Consider the following 16,273-nt stretch of genomic DNA (forward strand, 5'->3'; position numbering starts at 1 on the left):
GTCGGCTCACTCCGGTCCGCTTCGCTGAGCCCAGCCCCGGTCGCTGACGCCAGCCCCGGTCGCTGAGGTTGTCGAACCGTCGCTTTCCTCCGTCGCTGACCCCAGCCGCGGTCGCTGAGCTAGTCGAAGCGTCGCTTTCCGGGTCGCTGAGCTTGTCGAAGCGCCCTTCGACAGGCTCAGGGACCGGAAGCCGCTCAGGGGTTTAGAGCCGCTCAAGGACGGAAGAACCGCCGCTCGGGTACCGAAGGCGCGCAGGGCGTGAACCGCGCGTCGTTCAGGACCTGCCCAGCCGTCGTTGGAACAATGGGTCGACAGTGCTGTCGGCTAGACTCGACGCCTGTTCGACGGATGCCGCCTCCCCAGGCGACATCGGTCGGGAGGGTTGTCCGAGCGGCCGATGGACCTGGTCTTGAAAACCAGTGGGCAGCAATGTCCCGTGGGTTCGAATCCCACACCCTCCGCAGGCCAAACCTCGGGGGAGGACCGAGCAGCAGCACCCCCGAGAGGAACCGAGTGAGCGAGACGAGCAAGACCGTGAGGCGCGGCCGTCGTACCGTCGCGCGCCACGGTGAGCTGTCGTCTCCGAACCCGTTCGCCTTCCTGCTGAAGATCGTCGGCGTGATCGTCGCCGTGGTGCTCGTCTCGGGCGCCGGAGTCGCGGCCTACGCGCTGACCGACCTCGCCACCAGCTTCTCGGATGAGGCCGTTGCGCTCGAGGGCCAGGAGGAGCTTGCGCCACCCTCGATGGGCGCGATCGAGGGTGATGTCAATCTCGTCCTCGTCGGGACCGACGAGTGCGAGGAGGAGTACGCCTATCTCTTCGGCGCCCGTTGCACCGGTCCGGACTCGGCGGGTCAGCTCAACGACGTCAACATGCTCGTCCACATCTCGAGCAACCCGAGGCGCGTGACCGTGGTCTCGTTCCCTCGTGACCTCATGACTGCGCAGCCGGCGTGCACGAGAGAGGACGGGTCGCAGGCCTCCGCGACGTCGAAGACGCAGATCAACGAGGCCTGGTCGCGCGGCGGCCTCTCGTGCGTCGTCAAGACGATCTCCGACCTGAGCGGCCAGAACGTCCCGTACGCGGCCAAGGTCAGCTTCGGCAACGTCATCAATATCACCGACGCCATCGGCGGCGTCGACGTCTGCATCGGCAACGGCGGCATGCGCGACCGCAACACCGGCATCGACTGGCCGGCAGGTCCGCGCACGATCGCCGGCGTCGAGGCGCTGCAGTTCCTGCGGACCCGGTACGGGCTCGAGAACGGCAGCGATCTCGCCCGCATCAGCAACCAGCAGCAGTACATGTCGAGCCTGGCCCGCAAGCTGGTGAGCGACGAGGTGCTCTCCGACCCGGCCACCCTCTACAGGCTCGCGACGACGGCGGTCGACAACATCACTCCCAGCGAGTCGCTCACGAACCCCATGCGGATGGCGCAGATCGCCATGGCCGTCAACGACGTGCCGTTCGAAGACATCAACTTCGTCCAGTTCCCGGTCGTCGAGGACCCCTACGACTCGAACCGCGTCGTGCCCGACGAGGCGGCCGCCGAGCGGCTCTGGGCGGCGATCGAGGCGAACGAGCCCATCGAGCTGACCAAGGATCCGAGCGATACCGGCGGCGTGGTCACCGTCGACCCGCAGCCCACCGAGGAGCCGGTCGAGACGGCACCCGCCCCCGGTTCGACCGAGACCCCGGCGCCCAGCGAGACCGCCGTCGCGCTCGACGACATCCCGGGCCAGTCGGCGGCCGACCAGACCTGCTCCGCCGGCAACCTGAGAGCCAACGGCTGATGGCGCGCAAGATGGGCCCCTCGCACGAGGGGCAGGCGCCGCTCGCGCGTCACGGCGTGCTGCGGTCGCGGCATCCGCTCGTCACGATGCTGTCGATGCTCGCCATCGCTCTGGGCGTCGTCGGGGTGAGCGCCACCGGCGTCACCGCGTACAGCCTGTGGGACGCGACGCAGGCCATCGGCGCCAGCGCCGTGGTGCTCGACGAGGAGAAGCCGCTGCCCCCGTCGCTCGGCGCGATCGAGGGCGGTGTGAACCTGCTGCTGGTGGGCACCGACTCGTGTGAGGGCGAGAACGCGAAGCTCTCGGGTGCCTGCCGGGCGGGCGACACCGAGGGCGAGCGCAACGACGTCACGATGCTCGTGCACATCTCGGACGAGCCCCGCCGCGTGACGGTCGTGTCGTTCCCGCGCGACATGCTCGTGCCGATCCCGTCGTGCCCGAAGGAGGACGGCAGCGGCAGCTACTCGGCGATGTCGTCGCAGATGATCAACGCGTCGTACCAGTACGGCGGCCTGAGCTGCACCGTGCTGGCGGTCGAGGCGCTCACCCAGCAGGAGATCCACTTCGCCGGAGCGATCCGCTGGAGCGGCGTCATCAACATGTCCGACGCGATCGGCGGGGTCGACGTGTGCGTCGCGGGCGACATCAGCGACCCGCACACCGGGCTGAACCTCACCGCCGGCACGCACACGCTGCAGGGCGTGGAGGCGCTGCAGTTCCTGCGCATCCGCCATGGCATCGGCGACGGCTCCGACCTCGGCCGCATCTCGAACCAGCAGCAGTTCATGTCGTCGATGGTGCGCAAACTCCAGTCCGACTCGGTGCTGGCCGATCCGGGACGCCTGCTCACCCTGGCGACGACCGCGATCAGCCAGGTTCAGCAGGGTCAGCTCGTGCTCAGCTCGGGCCTGACGAATCCGACCCTCATGGTGCAGATCGCAATGGCCGTCAAGGACGTCCCGTTCGAAGACATCGTCTTCGTGCAGTACCCCACGCGATACGCGTCGGGCGGCGGTGCCAGCAGGGTCCTTCCGGTGACGGATGCCGCGGACGAGCTCTTCGCCGCGCTCGCGACCAACCAGCCGCTCGCCCTCACCGGCGAGGCGAGCCAGGGCGACGGCGTCCAGGTCACCGGCGAAGTCGCGCCGCCGCAGCCCGAAGCGACGCCGGCTCCGACCGAGCCGGCTGCGGGCGAGACGCCCGTAGCCGAGACTCCCGTCGGGACAGCTCCCGAACAGCGCGTCGAGCTGCCGTCCGAGATCTCCGGCCAGACAGCCCGACAGACCACCTGCACCCTGCCCGAGAACTGAGCCACCCCGCGGGCGGCGCGCGTCCGTCCTGCGGATGACACGGCACGAGCAGTTCTCGTGCGAATGACCCCGTGCGATAAATTCGTCACGAGGACCACGGGGTTCGCCCAGCAAGGAGACACATGGACGGCCTCGACATCGACGGGCTGCCCGTCGGCATCGTAAGACTGGACTCGAACGACCGCATCGTCGCGGCGAACGCCTGGTTCCACCGATGGGCCGACAGCGGCCCGGTGGAGGGACGCCGCGTCGAGGAGTTCCTGGTTCCCGCTGCCGACTTCCTCAGCGGGGCGGGTCGGCTGTCGGTCATGATGGCGTCTCCGATCGCGGAGGAGCGCGCCGTCTTCGTGGTGCGGTCGGAGCAGGACGGCGGAACGCTCCTCATCGTCGTGGACGCGTCCGACCGCTATGCCGCGGGCCATCACCTTCGCGAGTCCCATGTGCTCGCCGACCGCACGCAGAGTCGTCTTCAGCTCATCATCGATGCCTCGATCGCCTTCGCCGCCGCCCCCAGCGAAGAGCGGCTCGGCGAGATCCTGGCCGACACCGCGGCTCGCGCGTACCGGGCGGAAGAGGCAGTGGTCTTCCTCCGCGACGGTGCTCGCGTCCGCCATATCGCCGGTTCCAACCCCTTCGAGGGACTGCTGCCCGACGCCATGCTCGACGCCGCCACGGACGAGCTGCAGCGGGTGATCAAGGTCAGCGGCATCGCCGAGGCGACGGCGCTCTCGCCCGACCTCGCCCGGGCCATGGAGACCAGTGGCGTCCAGGCGGTGATCGTCGCCCCCGTGCACCTCGAGGGCGCCTCGTTCGGGTTCTACGCCTGCTTCTTCCGGCACCCCCGACAGTTCGACGAGGAGGCCGCGCCGCTCGCCGAGGCGCTCGCCAACCAGGCGGCGCAGAAGCTGGCGACGGATCGACTGCAGCGCCGGCTCGAGCACGCCGCGATGCACGACGAGACCACGAACCTTCCCAACCGCCGACGGCTCGAGGCCCTCACCTCCGATCTGCAGCGCGTGCGCCAGGTGTCGGTGATCTTCATCGATCTGGACGGATTCAAAGAGGTCAACGACCGGCTCGGACATGAGCTCGGCGACCAGTTGCTCCGCGAAGTGGCGCGCCGGCTGGAGTCCAACGTCCGCGAGTCCGATGTCGTCGCCCGCTACGGCGGCGACGAGTTCGTCGTTGTCTCGGAGGCCGACACGAAGACCGCCGCCGAGGTCGCCGAGCGCCTGCGAGTCGCCATCCAGCAGCCCTACCCGTTCCTGCCCATGACGCTGCGGATCGCCTCGAGCATCGGGATCTCGACCGCGGCGGTCGATGGATCGCTCAGCGTCGACCGGCTCATCCGCGGCGCCGACCAGGCCATGTACGTGGCCAAGGGTCGGGGCGGCAACCAGATCGCGCTGGCCGGCTGACAGCTGCGCCCGCGGGCGCGGGCGAAGAAGCGAACTGCGTGCAGCGGGTCGTCAGGAGGTTCCCGTCGGCTCGTCGGGTCGCAGGCGCGACCATTCGGTGACGACGCGGGCGGGACGAATGCCGGCCCAGTCCTCGAGCTGGTCGGCGAAGTGCGGCGACTCCGGGTCTCCTGCCGCACCGAACGGCACGCTCCACAGGCTCGCATCGCGTTCGGCGAGGTCCCACGCCCAGCGGGCGACCGACCCGCGCCACCCGCGGTGGGTGACGCCGGGAGTCCCGCCCGTGCAGCGCACCGTGTCACCGTCGCCCGACAGCTCGATGCCCAGCTCGGCGCCCGGGTCGGCGACGCCGGGCACACCCGCGAGCGCATGCAGGGGGAGCAGCCGATGGGTCTCGCCCCACGCCGGCGCGTCGGCGGCCTCCTCGAGGGCAGCCACCACGATCGCCGGCACGTCGCCGCGCAACGCGGGGTGCGCCACGAGGCGGCCCAGCGCCGCGGCGACCTGACCCGTCGGCGCGACCCACGGATCGAACACCGCGCCGAACCCGTGCGGGCGATGCAGTGCGGAAAGTGCCGGGTGGGCGGCGACCTGCCGCACGAGCGCGTCACGCCAGGCCGCGAACCTGCCCGCGGCGGTGGACGCGGCATCCATTCGTCCGTCCCATGCGGCGAGCTCGTCACGCACTGCGGCCGCGCGCGGCGGAAGGTCGCCGGTCGGCAGCAGGCCTCGCAGCGCCGTCGCCGAGCCGCCGACGATGTCGCCCCAGACCGGTGCGAGCTCGTCGACGCTTCCGGGGTGCACGTCGGCGAGCACGGTGCGGACGCGGTCGGCGCGGTGGGGCGACGGATAGGCCCAGCCGAGGTCGATCTCGGGGCGCGTGGGACGCTCGTTCGCGTCGACCGCGGTGTCGAGGATCTCGATCGCGGGCGCGGGCGCCCGGTCGGAAACGGGATGCCGCGTCGCGCCGTCCAGCGGCAGCCGCCGGTCGCCCGGCGCTCGGTCGGGTGTCACGCCGACGGTCGCCGACAGCACCGTGCCAGCGCGATCGGCGGCCAGCACGCGGTTGACCGGGTCGACCCACGACCCGAACGCGTCGACGACGTCGCCCGCCGTGCGCACCCGCAGCACCGCCAGCAGGGCGGCGGCGCCGAGGTCGCTGTTCGCCCGCGCGGGCATGCGCACGCTCCATCCGACCAGCTCGCCGGCTTCTTCCCCCGCGCGGAGGTCGGTCACGATCGTGCCGCGCTCCGTCTCGATCGCCTCGACGGCGACATCCGCGCCTCCGCGAACCTGGACGGTAGACCGCTCGACGTCCGCGCGTCGCCAGCCCGCGGGGCCGAGGGCCTCGTACCCGTCGCCGGTCCCCCGAAGGCGCTCGCGGAAGACGTCGACGCTGTGCGCGATCGCATTCGTCACGCCCCAGGCCGCCGCGCCGGCGTGCCCGAAGTGCGGCACGCCCGGCACGCCCGGGAAGGCGAGGCCGAGCACGTCGAACTCGTCGCACGCCAGTCGCACCTGTTGATAGACGCCGGGAAGTTCGAACGTCCGGTGCGGGTCGCCGGCGAGCAGCGGCATCCCGCTCTCCGTCCGCGACCCGTGCAGCGCCCAGGCGTTGCTTCCTGCCGCCGGCAGCGTCTCGGCCCCGCCCTCGGCGTAGCCGGTCAGCACGTCGACCCACTCGTCGCCGAGCGTCAGCGCCACATGCTCGCGCCACAGCACCAACGGGAATGTCGAGAACAGCGCGTGTGCCACGTGCAGCACGCCGAGGGGGTCGTGGTCATCCCAGGGCGTGAGTGGAACAGTGTCGCCGAATGCGTCGTCCAGGGCGCGGAACTCCGCCGCCTGCGCGCCGCCTCTCACCATGCCCCGCCGCACCCCGGCGCTGTAGCGGGCGACGAAGGAGCGGGTCTCGGCGTCGGCCGCGGCGAACGCCCGGCGCGCGGTGTCGTCGAGGCGCGCACGTCGTGCGAACACGTCCCATGCGACCCCCGCCTCGCCGACGAGCTCCGACAGCCGCCCCGGGGCCCGAAGCCGGCCGACCTCGATCTGCCAGGCGCGGTCGCGCGCCGTCACCTCACCCTGGGCCTCGGCGAGATCCCCGACGTCCATCGCGCGGATGTGGGGGATGCCGAGATCATCACGGAAGACCTCTGCCATACCGTCAGGCTCCCACAGCCGCAGCGGAGGGGTGGGGTGGGCGTCCGTCGAGGGTTGCCGGTCGGGTTATGATCGATGGGCGCAAGGACACCGCTCTGCGAGTTCTTGCCTGGAGACGTCGCATAGTCAGGCCTAGTGCACCACCCTGCTAAGGTGGAGTCCCCTCACGGGGACCGAGGGTTCAAATCCCTCCGTCTCCGCACTGCTTTCCTTCTCGAATCCGTTGATTTTCCGCGGGTCGATTGGCCTTCGTGCGGCCCTCGGAATCGGCTGTGACCCCACCCTGCCCACGGTTGAGAATGGCCGTCGGCTCACGGTTCGTCGTTGCGCGGCTGCCCAGCCGGTCTCGTGGCTGGCTCTCAGTCCTCTTCGGGGGCTGCGTCGGCGACTTCCGCCGCCAGCCTGGTGAGAGCATCCTCGGTGGGGAGCGCCGCCTGCTCCGCCGCTGACAACTCGTAGCGTGACACGGCCATGGGCTGTGCGCTGCCGGCGAGCGAGTAGCGGACGACGGTCTCGTTCTTCTCCGCCACGAGCAGGATGCCGACGGTCGGTGCGTGCCGGTCGCGGAGCCGAAGCCGTTCATCGACGAGGGCGACGTAGAAGCCGAGCTGGCCGGCGTCTCGCGGGTCATACTTGCGGGTCTTCAGCTCGAACACGACATACCGAAGCTGCTCGATGTGGAAGAACAGAAGGTCGATGTAGAAGTCGTCACCGTCGACCTCTATGTGGTGCTGCCGGCCGATGAACGCGAACCCGCTGCCCAACTCCCGGAGTGTGTCCACGATCCGCTGTGTCAGACGTTCCTCGAACTCCCGCTCGGTCGAATCGGCATCCACGCCGAGGAATCCCATCGTGTACGGGTCCTTCGTCAGCTGCTGCGCCAGTTCCGAATCCGCCCGTGTCAGCGCGGCCGCGAAGTTGCTCGGCGCCGCTCCGTCCCGCTCATGAAGACGTGTGGTGAGGTGGTGGACCAGCACGGCCCGGCTCCAGGTGTGCTGGATGTCTTTGCCGGCGTACCACTCCCGCAGCTTCTGGTCGTCGAGCTTCTCCATCAGCTGCTGAATATGGGTCCATGGAAGTTGTCCGACAGGCTGCTGGACGATTCCATTCCGCTCGGGCCAGGCGGCCGCGAACGCCCGCATCAGGAAGAGGTTCGTTCGTGAGAAGCCCCGCATCGTGGGGAACTCTGCTTGCAGATCCTTCGCGAGCCGAGTGACGACACCGGCGCCCCAGCCGTCGGCGTCTTGTTTCTTCAGGATGGTGTCGCCGATGTGCCAGTACAGCGCGACGAGCTCCGCGTTCGCGCGGCGCTGCAACCTGAATCTCGCGTCGTGCACACGACGTTTCAGCGCCTCGAGCGTCTCTCGATAGTCCGCAGGCTCCACCTCGCTCATACCGCCAGCATCTCCCACTCGAGGGCCACCAGCCAAGAGTCCGGCAGCCTGCCGGACTCTTGAACCGACCCCTCCACGGTGCTCGCATCAGCGCGGGCTGTCGGTCACGGAAAGCCCCCGGTCGAGCCGACAGCGGTTCGAGCGGGGGCTCACGGATGCGGAGCTCCGGGGGGCGACGGATCGCCGCGCCATCGACAATGCAACGGGTAGACGAGTCTCGCACCGGCAGGAGCCCATGACAAGCCTTGCCTCCGGCATGTCGCGTGGAGCGCGTACAGCGCGCTACCCACTCATTCCTTCGCCTCGCACCCCGTGCGGGATCTCGGTCGCAGCGGCAGAAATATGGCACAGTGACGGGGTGACCGACCCCGATCCGGCCGAGCTCGCCGACGCCGTCCGTGCTGCCGCAGAGGCCCGGGCGCATCACAGGAGGCTCTGTGTCCAGCTTGAGTCGACCGAGGTGCTCGTAGAAACGCGGCGCAGCGAGCTGGCCGAGCTGCGACGGAGGCTGCAGGTCGAGCAGACCGACGTCCGCCGGCTCGAGGCGCTCTCGCCGACGAAGATCTGGGCGACGCTGCGCGGAGACGCGGCCGATCGCCTGGCCATCGAGCGCGCCGAGGCAGGCGCCGCCGGCCTCGCCGTGGCCGGCGCGCAGGCGCGACTCGATAGAGCCATCGCCGACGCCGCCCGAGTCCGCGGCGAACGCGATGCCTTGCGCGGCGCGGATCACGCGTACGGCGAAGCGCTGGCCGCCTACGAGGTCGCCCTGCGCGCGGCTGGCGGCCGCGACGCGGCGGAACTGACTGCGATCGCCGACCAGTTGGGCGTGGCCGCGGCACGTCAGGGCGAGATCGCGGAGGCTGTCGATGCGCTGGGCGCCACGAAAGCTGCACTGGACGCAGCACTCGTGAAACTGGACAGCGCGGGCGGCTGGTCGGCGTACGATACCTTCTTCGGCGGCGGCTTCGTGGCGGACATCGTCAAGCACTCGCACATCGGCGAGGCCACGGCCGCCTTCACCGAGGTCAACCGGGCGCTGGAGCGACTTTCCACCGAGCTTGCCGACCTCGGCGCTGCGAGTGTCGATGGCGTCGATATCTCTGAGACTCTGGCGGTCTTCGATGTGCTGTTCGACAACATCCTCAGCGACTGGATGGTGATGGATCGCATCTCCGAGGCCCGGGCGGGCGCCGAGAAACTTGATGACCGCCTCACTCAGCTCGCAGAACACCTCGCCGCGATCGCCGTAGAGGCCTCAGCGCGGATCGGCACGCTGCTGGAGCGTCGCGAGGCGATCCTCACGGCCGCCTGAACGATCGTCACTCGCACTGCCCGTCCAGTGAGCAACCGGCGCTGTCGATCCAATGAGCGAAGCGGCTGAGATCTTCGGGATCCCGCGGCCGGCCGTCGCTCTTGTCGGCGGCTGTCGTCGGGTCGTAGCGGAGACCGGCGCCGCTCGCCGTGACCGAGCCGCCACCGAAGCGGTTCTCGACGGTGAACTGCATCGTGATGTCCGCATCTTTGCCGATTTCGACCCAGGGCAGCGTGCACCGGTTGTCGGGCAACAACGTGCAGCCCTCGGGTTCTCCGGCGAGGATGAGCCCGTCCGGCCACTCGAGCTGCAGCGTCTTCTCCCACAAGCCCCCGCTGTACGCATCCACCCCGCTCGGGAGCTCTGCGCCGCTGACCCGGATGTACGCGGTAGCCGTCTCCCCGCCATCCGGTTGCGGGTCGAAGCCCAGCAGCATGACCACATCGAAGAGGTAGTCGCTCACCAGTAGTCCTTCGGTTCCTCGGACCTGCTCGTCGACTCCTTCGGCGACATCGTTGAGGGACGTTCCCGTCAGCTCCAAGAGTCCGATACCGCCGCCCTCGTCGACGTCGAGACGCATCGGGATCCTCTTCTCAGCGGCGTCGCTGCTGACCGTGGCGAAGCAGTTCGTCGGCCCGCGATCGCCGCATTGGTCGTGAGATTCCTCGATTCCCGCGACGAAGCCCGGCAGCTTGACGTCGAACTCCAAGGGGTTGGCGGCTCCGCCATCCAAGGCGTGGTGGATGATGACGACGACGTCGTCCTCGCTCTCCGACGGCCCCAGGTCCTCGATCTCCATCCAGAACGCGTAGGGCGGGAGGTCGACCTCGACGGTGGCTTCGCCGAATACGGAATCCTGTCCGATCTCGAGCTCCTCGATACTTCCGCCGGCGCTTGTGAGGAGGCGAGTCGCGGTGGCGGTCACAGTCTCCTCCTCTTCGAACCCCGCGGGCGGTGTCGAGAAGTTCAACGTCGCCCTCGGGTTCGCCCCGGACGCGGTGACGACGCATTCGTCGCCGGGCTGAGGGTCGCCTTTCAGGACCTTCTCGGTTCCCGGAAGCAGCCAGTGTTCGCAATCGGAGTCGGTGAGCACGAGTCCCGCCGGCCAATCGATCGCCATGGAGAGCAATGAATCCGTGGGCGCCTCCGTGACGTCCGGTTCCAAAGTGACCGAGAAATCGTCGCCTCCCTTCACCTCCTCGTCGGAGGTGACGGTGAGACCGACGGTGACGACAGGCTCGGTCGGAGGCGTCGGCGTCGCGCCGGCCGTTGAGGAAGGGGTCGATGCGACGGGGACGCCGCCCAGGGGCAAGAAGGATGCCACGCCCCACACCAGGAGGGCGACCGCCACCACGGCGCCGACGGCGATCGCGGCCGTGCGCGACCAGCTGGGAAGCAGGGGTTTCTGCGTGAACGTGCCGTCCAGAGAGATCGTCTGCCCGCCTTGAGGGCTGACCGTCACGACGAACGGATGCTGCTCCGCCGCGCCGCGCCACAGCAGCGACCTGGCGCCGACCCGCAACCCGATCGACTCGGTGCTGTCGGGGGGAAGGGCCACGTGCGACTGGGCGATGCTCAACTCGAGCTCGACAGCAGACAGCGAGACCTCTGCATAGGTGTCGGCGTTGCCGGCGTTGGCGATCGTGACCTCGGCCGTGGAGCTGCGAAAGGCCTCGAGAGCGTCCGGCGTCAGCGCCGCCGCCACCTCGCTGAACGACTGGATCGCGGCGATGGCCTCCACGACCAGGAACTCGTCGGGCTGTCCGGCGGGCACGACGCGGAACCGCACGATGATGTCTCCGACGGGCCATCTGCCCGCGCCCTCGAGCGTGAGAGTCGCTGTGGCCGACGCGGTCTCGCCCGCGCGTACGAGGAGCGTGTCGGGCGTGATCGTGACGTGCGCTGCCGCGTCGTCGACCGCGGCCACGTGGTACGCCTCCACGTCGTCGCCGTCGTTCGTGATCGTCAGGGTGAGCACGTACGACTCACCCGGGGTGACCGCGAGGGAGGCGGGTTCGATGTCGACCGTGGCCATGATCCGACGCTACGGAGTGACAGGCGCACGGCGGTCGGCCCTCCGACCCGCCGTCCGGGCAGATCTCGTGCCCTTTGAGTCCCGCACGCCACCGTTGCGGTGGTCAGCCCCCGATGATGACGTTCAGCGCACCCGGCCCGGGCGCGATCGGGGCACCATGCATCGTGAGATCGCCGACCCGCGCGGCCGGAAAGCTGCCGATCAGCACGGTGAGGCTTCCCTGGGCGATGCCGTTCGGTGCTGGAGAGACGCAGGCGATGCCACCGGGCGCGGCATTCGCGACGGCGGCCGGCATCCCGCCGATCATGACTGTGGGCACGCCGGCGGCCGGCGTGACGGGCCCGCCGACGTGCGGCTTCACTCCGTCGACGAGGGCGCACAGCGCGACGTCACCGACGCGAAGTGCGGGGCCTGTGGGCATGACCTCACCGTACGTTCAGCGGACATGTCCGACGAGACCGGCGGTGCGACCGCTCGTGCACAGGATCTGCCCGTTGAGCGCGCGTTGAGTGCGCGAAGAGCGCGCTCAGCCAGACTTACCGCGTTCCTTCGGCGGAGCAGACCGCTTCGCGTCGTCACCGGGAGGACGTCATGAACCGAACCACCGTACGCGTGTACGCGCGCGATCCCATTTCCGAAGCCGGCGTCTCGAGCGCGCTCCGGCCGCGCCCGGAGGTGCGTGTGGTCTCGCCAGACGAGGAAACGCCTCCTGACGTCGTGCTCGTCATCGTCGACGCCGTCGACGAGGAGGCCCTGAACACCTTGCGTTTCGTTCGCCGCAACGGCGAGGCCCACGTCATCCTGATCGCCGCCCACCTCGATGACCAGGATCTGGTGCGCGCCGTCGAATGCGGGGTCGTCGGCCTCGTCCGGCGATCGGACGCCACCACCGATCGTCTGCTGTCGGCGATCGCCTCCGCGGCCGCGGGGGAGGGAACCGTGCCGCCTGACCTGCTGGGACGCCTCCTCGATCAGGTCGGGCGCCTGCAGCGCACCGTGCTCGACCCGCGGGGGATCACCTTCACCGGGCTTGCCTCGCGCGAGATCGAAGTCCTGAGGCTTGTCGCCGACGGCTGCGACACCGCGCAGATCGCCGCCCGGCTGTCGTATTCGGAACGCACCGTGAAGAACGTGCTGCACGACGTGACCACGCGCCTGCAGCTGCGGAACCGCTCGCACGCCGTGGCGTATGCGATGCGCGAAGGTCTCATTTGAGCAGGGTGGAGCGGAGGCGGCGGCTCTGCCCAAGGAGGAATCCAGCCCTGCCCGCATGGGTGCCCCACTCACGGGGCGCGACCGTCACGCAGCCCCGACACTGAGAGCATGATCGGCGAGATCGACGACGCGATCCGTGCGCTCGTCAAGGCGTCGGACGGCATCGCCGCCGACATCGACGTCGCGCTCGACGCGCCGACGAAGGACTGGGCAGCCAGGCGCAACGCGCCGACGGTCGACCTGTTCCTCTACGACATCCGAGAAGACACGAAACGCCGCGAGTACGGCTTCACCGAGCGACGCGACGATCGCGGGCTCATCACACATCGCGCTCCGGCGCCGCGCTATTTCAAGCTCTCGTATCTTGTGACCGCCTGGACGCAGCGGCCCGACGACGAGCACCGGCTGCTCGATGCGCTGCTGCGCTGCTTCCTTCGCTTCGACGCCATCCCTGGCTCATTCGTCACTGAAACCATCGCCGAGACCGGTCTGCCGTGCGCGCTCGCGGTGGCTCAGCCGCCACCGGAGGACCGGGCGTTCGCGGACGTCTGGTCGTCGCTCGGCGGTGAACTGAAGCCGTCGCTCGACCTGGTGATCACCGCCCCGTTGGCGCGGGGGTTCACCTACGCGGTCGGGCCGCCTGTCACCGCGGGCTTGGAGGCGCAGTTCGCGGCGCCGGCCTTCGGCATCGAGGAAAGCGCTGTGCGCGAGGCATCCGAACCGCCTCCGATTCCCGGCGAAGAACCGCCGAGGCAGTGAGATGATCGACGACCCCAGCGTCGCCCACCTGCTGGGGCGGGTCGGAGCGATCGAGGATCGCATCCGGCGACTCGTGACCGCACGCCGGGCGGTCGACCCGCAGCCCGACGACCCGTTCCGGGGGCTGTACCTCAGCGACGAGATGGTAGACCGCCTGCTGGCCGGCGTTCCGGGGGTTCCGGACTGGTCGGATGCCTCGGCCCGCCTCGCCGAGACCGAGCAGAACGCCGATCTGGCCGAGGCAGCAGGGCACCGGCTCCGCCTTCGGCGCATGGCGCAGGCCTTCACCCTCAGTCCCATCGATGTGGATCTCCTGGTGATCGCACTCGCTGCCGACCTCGACCCGCGATTCGAGCGGTTCTTCGGCTACCTCAACGACGATGTGGGGCGCCGTCGCCCGTCGGTGTCGGTTGCCCTCGAGCTCTGCGGGGTCCCGCTGACGTCGGCCGCGGATCGTGCCCGACTCATCTCCGGGCCGCTGGTGTCGGGCGGGCTCGTGATCATCGAGGATGAGGAGCGCCCGCTGCCCGGCCGCGCGGTCCGCGTGCCCGACCGGGTCGTCGGACACCTGCTCGGCGACGATACGCCGGACCGGGCGCTCGACGGCGTGCTGAGTGAGCCATCGACGGTCGAGTGGGGCGACCCGAGCCGTGTCGAGCAGGCGCTCGCCGCCGGCATCCGTCTTGTGTACCTGCGGGAGTCGGCGACCGGATCGGGAAGCGCGGTGGCCGTTCGCGGGATCCACTCGCGAGGGCTCGACGTCGTCCAGCTCGACCTCGCGCGACTCGGCGGCGATCGCGACGCGATCGCGCTGGCGCGGCTTGTCACCCGCGAGGTGCGACTGCGCGGCGTCGGTCTCATCGCAGCGCCGGTCACCCCCGAGGTTCAGCCCGGTCTGATCGAGGCGCTCGCAGACTCACCGCAGCCGACCGTATTCGTCGGCGAGTCGACGTGGGATCCAGGGTGGTTCAGCGAGCTGCCCGTGGCGAGCGTCGTCGAACCGACCACGACGGCCGAGCGAGCCGGGCTCTGGCGCACGTCACTCGGACCTGCTGCCGATGGGCTGGACGTGGCCGAGGCGACCGCTCCGTTCCGCCTCGGACCGGAGCAGGTGCAACGGGCGGCCGGGACCGCGCGTTCGCAGGCGACGCTCTCGAAATCAGGCGTCATCACCGCCGAGCACGTCGCTGCGGGGGCGCGGGCCGAAAATGCGTCGGCACTCGACAGGCTCGCCCGCCGGGTGACGCCGACGGTGGGTTGGAGCGATCTCGTTCTTCCGGCTGGGCCGCTGAACGCGCTGCGCGAGATCGAGCTGCGCGCACGGCACCGCGAGCAGGTGCTCGGTGACTGGAACATGCGACCGGGTGGCGGCCGGGGGCATGGTGTCGTTGCCCTGTTCGCCGGAGACTCGGGCACCGGCAAGACGATGTCCGCCGAGGTCGTCGCCGGAGGGCTGGGACTGGACCTGTACGTCGTCGACCTCTCCACGGTCGTCGACAAGTACATCGGCGAGACCGAGAAGAACCTGGAGCGCATCTTCCGTGCGGCCGCAGGCACGAACGCCGTGCTGCTCTTCGACGAAGCGGACGCCGTCTTCGGAAAGCGCAGCGATGTGAAGGACTCGCATGACCGCTACGCGAACGTGGAGAGCGCCTATCTGCTGCAGCGCATGGAGACATTCGACGGACTGGCGATCCTCGCGACGAACCTGCGGGCGAACATCGATGAGGCCTTCACGCGCCGGCTCGACATCATCGTGGATTTCCCGATTCCGGATGCCGTGCAACGCACGCGCCTCTGGGACCGCAGCCTCGGCAATCTGGTGCGACGGGCCGACGACATCGATCTCGAGTTTCTCGGGCGTTCGTTCGAACTCGCCGGCGGCGGCATCCGCGCTGCCGCAGTGACCGCGGCCTACCTGGCTGCGGCGGATCGCGGCACCGTGCTGATGAGGCACTGCATCGTCGCCGTCCACCGGGAGTACCGCAAGCTGGGCAGGCTCGTGGTGGAGAGTGAGTTCGGCGCGTTCTGGCCGGAGGTGGTGGGCCGATGATGCACGGTGCCCGCTCGTGCACGAGTCGTTGCCCGAACGGGCAGAAAGCCACAGCGCCCGACCCGCCCGCGGTGCAATGGAACAGGTCGATCATGGAGGTGCGCCATGCACGCACATGAGTGGGACGGTATCGACGTCGAGAGCGGCCGGCGTGCTGCCGAGGCTGCCCGTGAACAGGCTGCGCCTGCGCGCGGGCTCGCCGAGCGCAGGCCGGACATCCTGAGCAGCGCCGGACTGATGCGCCTGCAGCGCGAGGCCGGCAACGGCGCGGTGAGCGAGCTCGTCGAGGAGCAGCGCTCACCGGTGCTCGACGTGGTCTCGTCGGGCGGGTCGCCGCTAGAGCCGGCGGTGCGCACCGACATGGAGTCGCGGCTCGGTCACGATTTCGGCGACGTGAAGGTGCATACGGATGCCGCGGCCCACGACTCGGCGAAATCGGTGGGCGCGCACGCCTACACGGTCGGAAGCAACGTGGTCTTCCAGCGCGACGCATACGACACGTCGTCGCTCGCCGGACGCACCACGCTCGCGCACGAGCTGACCCATGTCGTACAGCAGCGGTCGGGTCCGGTCGACGGAGCGCCCTCGGGCGGCGGCATCAGTGTGAGCGATCCCGGCGACCGCTTCGAGCGGGGCGCCGCCGACAACGCGACCCGGGTGATGAGCGAACCGGCGCCGGTGCAACGACAAGACGACACCGACGAAGACGAGCCGGTGCAGGGCGTGTTCGTTCAGCGCGTAGGTGAGGAGGAAGAGGAGGAAGCGGCTGGCTGAGCCGCGACTCGTTGTGGCACTGCTGCACGCCGACGGGAGCCATCGCACC

12 protein-coding genes and 2 tRNA genes are annotated in these 16,273 nt (G+C 69.6%); 10 read left to right on the forward strand and 4 right to left on the reverse strand.

Going from position 1 to position 16,273, the window contains the following annotated elements; all coding sequences use genetic code 11:
• Positions 1-376: 376 nt before the first annotated feature.
• From WYM_RS10625 to WYM_RS19915, 4 genes are all read left to right on the forward strand, one after another.
• Positions 377-461, forward strand: a tRNA-Ser gene (locus WYM_RS10625).
• 52 nt (positions 462-513) lie between these two features.
• The gene (locus WYM_RS10630; protein ID WP_019180816.1) at positions 514-1,794 is read left to right on the forward strand and encodes an LCP family protein; all 1,281 of its coding nucleotides are present in this window, start codon (positions 514-516) and stop codon (positions 1,792-1,794) included.
• Positions 1,794-3,104: an LCP family protein gene (locus tag WYM_RS10635; protein ID WP_019180817.1), complete on the forward strand. Its 1,311-nt coding sequence runs from the start codon at positions 1,794-1,796 to the stop codon at positions 3,102-3,104. Before WYM_RS10630 ends, WYM_RS10635 begins: the two co-directional genes overlap by 1 nt.
• A 122-nt stretch (positions 3,105-3,226) precedes the next feature.
• The gene (locus WYM_RS19915; RefSeq protein WP_019180818.1) at positions 3,227-4,522 is read left to right on the forward strand and encodes a GGDEF domain-containing protein; all 1,296 of its coding nucleotides are present in this window, start codon (positions 3,227-3,229) and stop codon (positions 4,520-4,522) included.
• 51 nt (positions 4,523-4,573) lie between these two features.
• Here WYM_RS19915 and WYM_RS10645 read toward each other — a convergent pair whose 3' ends face one another.
• On the reverse strand, positions 4,574-6,682 hold the full coding sequence (locus WYM_RS10645) for a penicillin acylase family protein (protein ID WP_019180819.1): 2,109 nt from the start codon (positions 6,680-6,682) through the stop codon (positions 4,574-4,576).
• A 111-nt stretch (positions 6,683-6,793) separates the two neighbouring features.
• Between WYM_RS10645 and WYM_RS10650 the strand changes: the two genes are divergently transcribed.
• A tRNA-Ser gene (locus WYM_RS10650) sits at positions 6,794-6,882 on the forward strand.
• Positions 6,883-7,041: 159 nt separating this feature from the next.
• On the opposite strand, the gene WYM_RS10655 is transcribed toward WYM_RS10650, so the two are convergent.
• A complete protein-coding gene (locus WYM_RS10655) occupies positions 7,042-8,076 on the reverse strand; it encodes a PDDEXK nuclease domain-containing protein (protein ID WP_019180820.1) in 1,035 nt (344 codons plus the stop codon).
• A gap of 358 nt (positions 8,077-8,434) precedes the next feature.
• Between WYM_RS10655 and WYM_RS10660 the strand changes: the two genes are divergently transcribed.
• Positions 8,435-9,388 (forward strand): hypothetical protein, encoded by a 954-nt coding sequence (locus WYM_RS10660; protein WP_019180821.1) that lies wholly within the window; start codon positions 8,435-8,437, stop codon positions 9,386-9,388.
• A 7-nt stretch (positions 9,389-9,395) separates the two neighbouring features.
• Here the strand turns inward: WYM_RS10660 and WYM_RS10665 are convergent, their stop codons facing one another.
• On the reverse strand, positions 9,396-11,423 hold the full coding sequence (locus tag WYM_RS10665; protein ID WP_019180822.1) for a hypothetical protein: 2,028 nt from the start codon (positions 11,421-11,423) through the stop codon (positions 9,396-9,398).
• A gap of 103 nt (positions 11,424-11,526) precedes the next feature.
• The gene (locus WYM_RS10670; protein ID WP_019180823.1) at positions 11,527-11,844 is read right to left on the reverse strand and encodes a PAAR domain-containing protein; all 318 of its coding nucleotides are present in this window, start codon (positions 11,842-11,844) and stop codon (positions 11,527-11,529) included.
• Between the two features lie 170 nt (positions 11,845-12,014).
• Here WYM_RS10670 and WYM_RS10675 point away from each other — a divergent pair, with 170 nt between their 5' ends.
• The 4 genes from WYM_RS10675 to WYM_RS10690 all read left to right on the forward strand — a co-directional run bounded on the left by WYM_RS10675 (position 12,015) and on the right by WYM_RS10690 (position 16,224).
• Positions 12,015-12,638, forward strand: a complete 624-nt coding sequence (locus WYM_RS10675) for a helix-turn-helix transcriptional regulator (protein ID WP_019180824.1) — start codon at positions 12,015-12,017, stop codon at positions 12,636-12,638.
• Between the two features lie 108 nt (positions 12,639-12,746).
• Positions 12,747-13,397 (forward strand): DUF4255 domain-containing protein, encoded by a 651-nt coding sequence (locus WYM_RS10680; RefSeq protein WP_019180825.1) that lies wholly within the window; start codon positions 12,747-12,749, stop codon positions 13,395-13,397.
• A gap of 1 nt (position 13,398) precedes the next feature.
• Positions 13,399-15,450 carry an ATP-binding protein gene (locus WYM_RS10685; protein ID WP_019180826.1) on the forward strand — a complete coding sequence of 684 codons (2,052 nt, stop codon included), beginning with the start codon at positions 13,399-13,401 and terminating at the stop codon, positions 15,448-15,450.
• 105 nt (positions 15,451-15,555) lie between these two features.
• Positions 15,556-16,224, forward strand: coding sequence for a DUF4157 domain-containing protein (locus tag WYM_RS10690; RefSeq protein ID WP_019180827.1), 669 nt, complete (start codon positions 15,556-15,558; stop codon positions 16,222-16,224).
• Positions 16,225-16,273: the final 49 nt, after the last annotated feature.

Source organism: Microbacterium yannicii PS01 (assembly GCF_000304335.1).
GTDB classification, from domain to species: domain Bacteria; phylum Actinomycetota; class Actinomycetes; order Actinomycetales; family Microbacteriaceae; genus Microbacterium; species Microbacterium yannicii_A.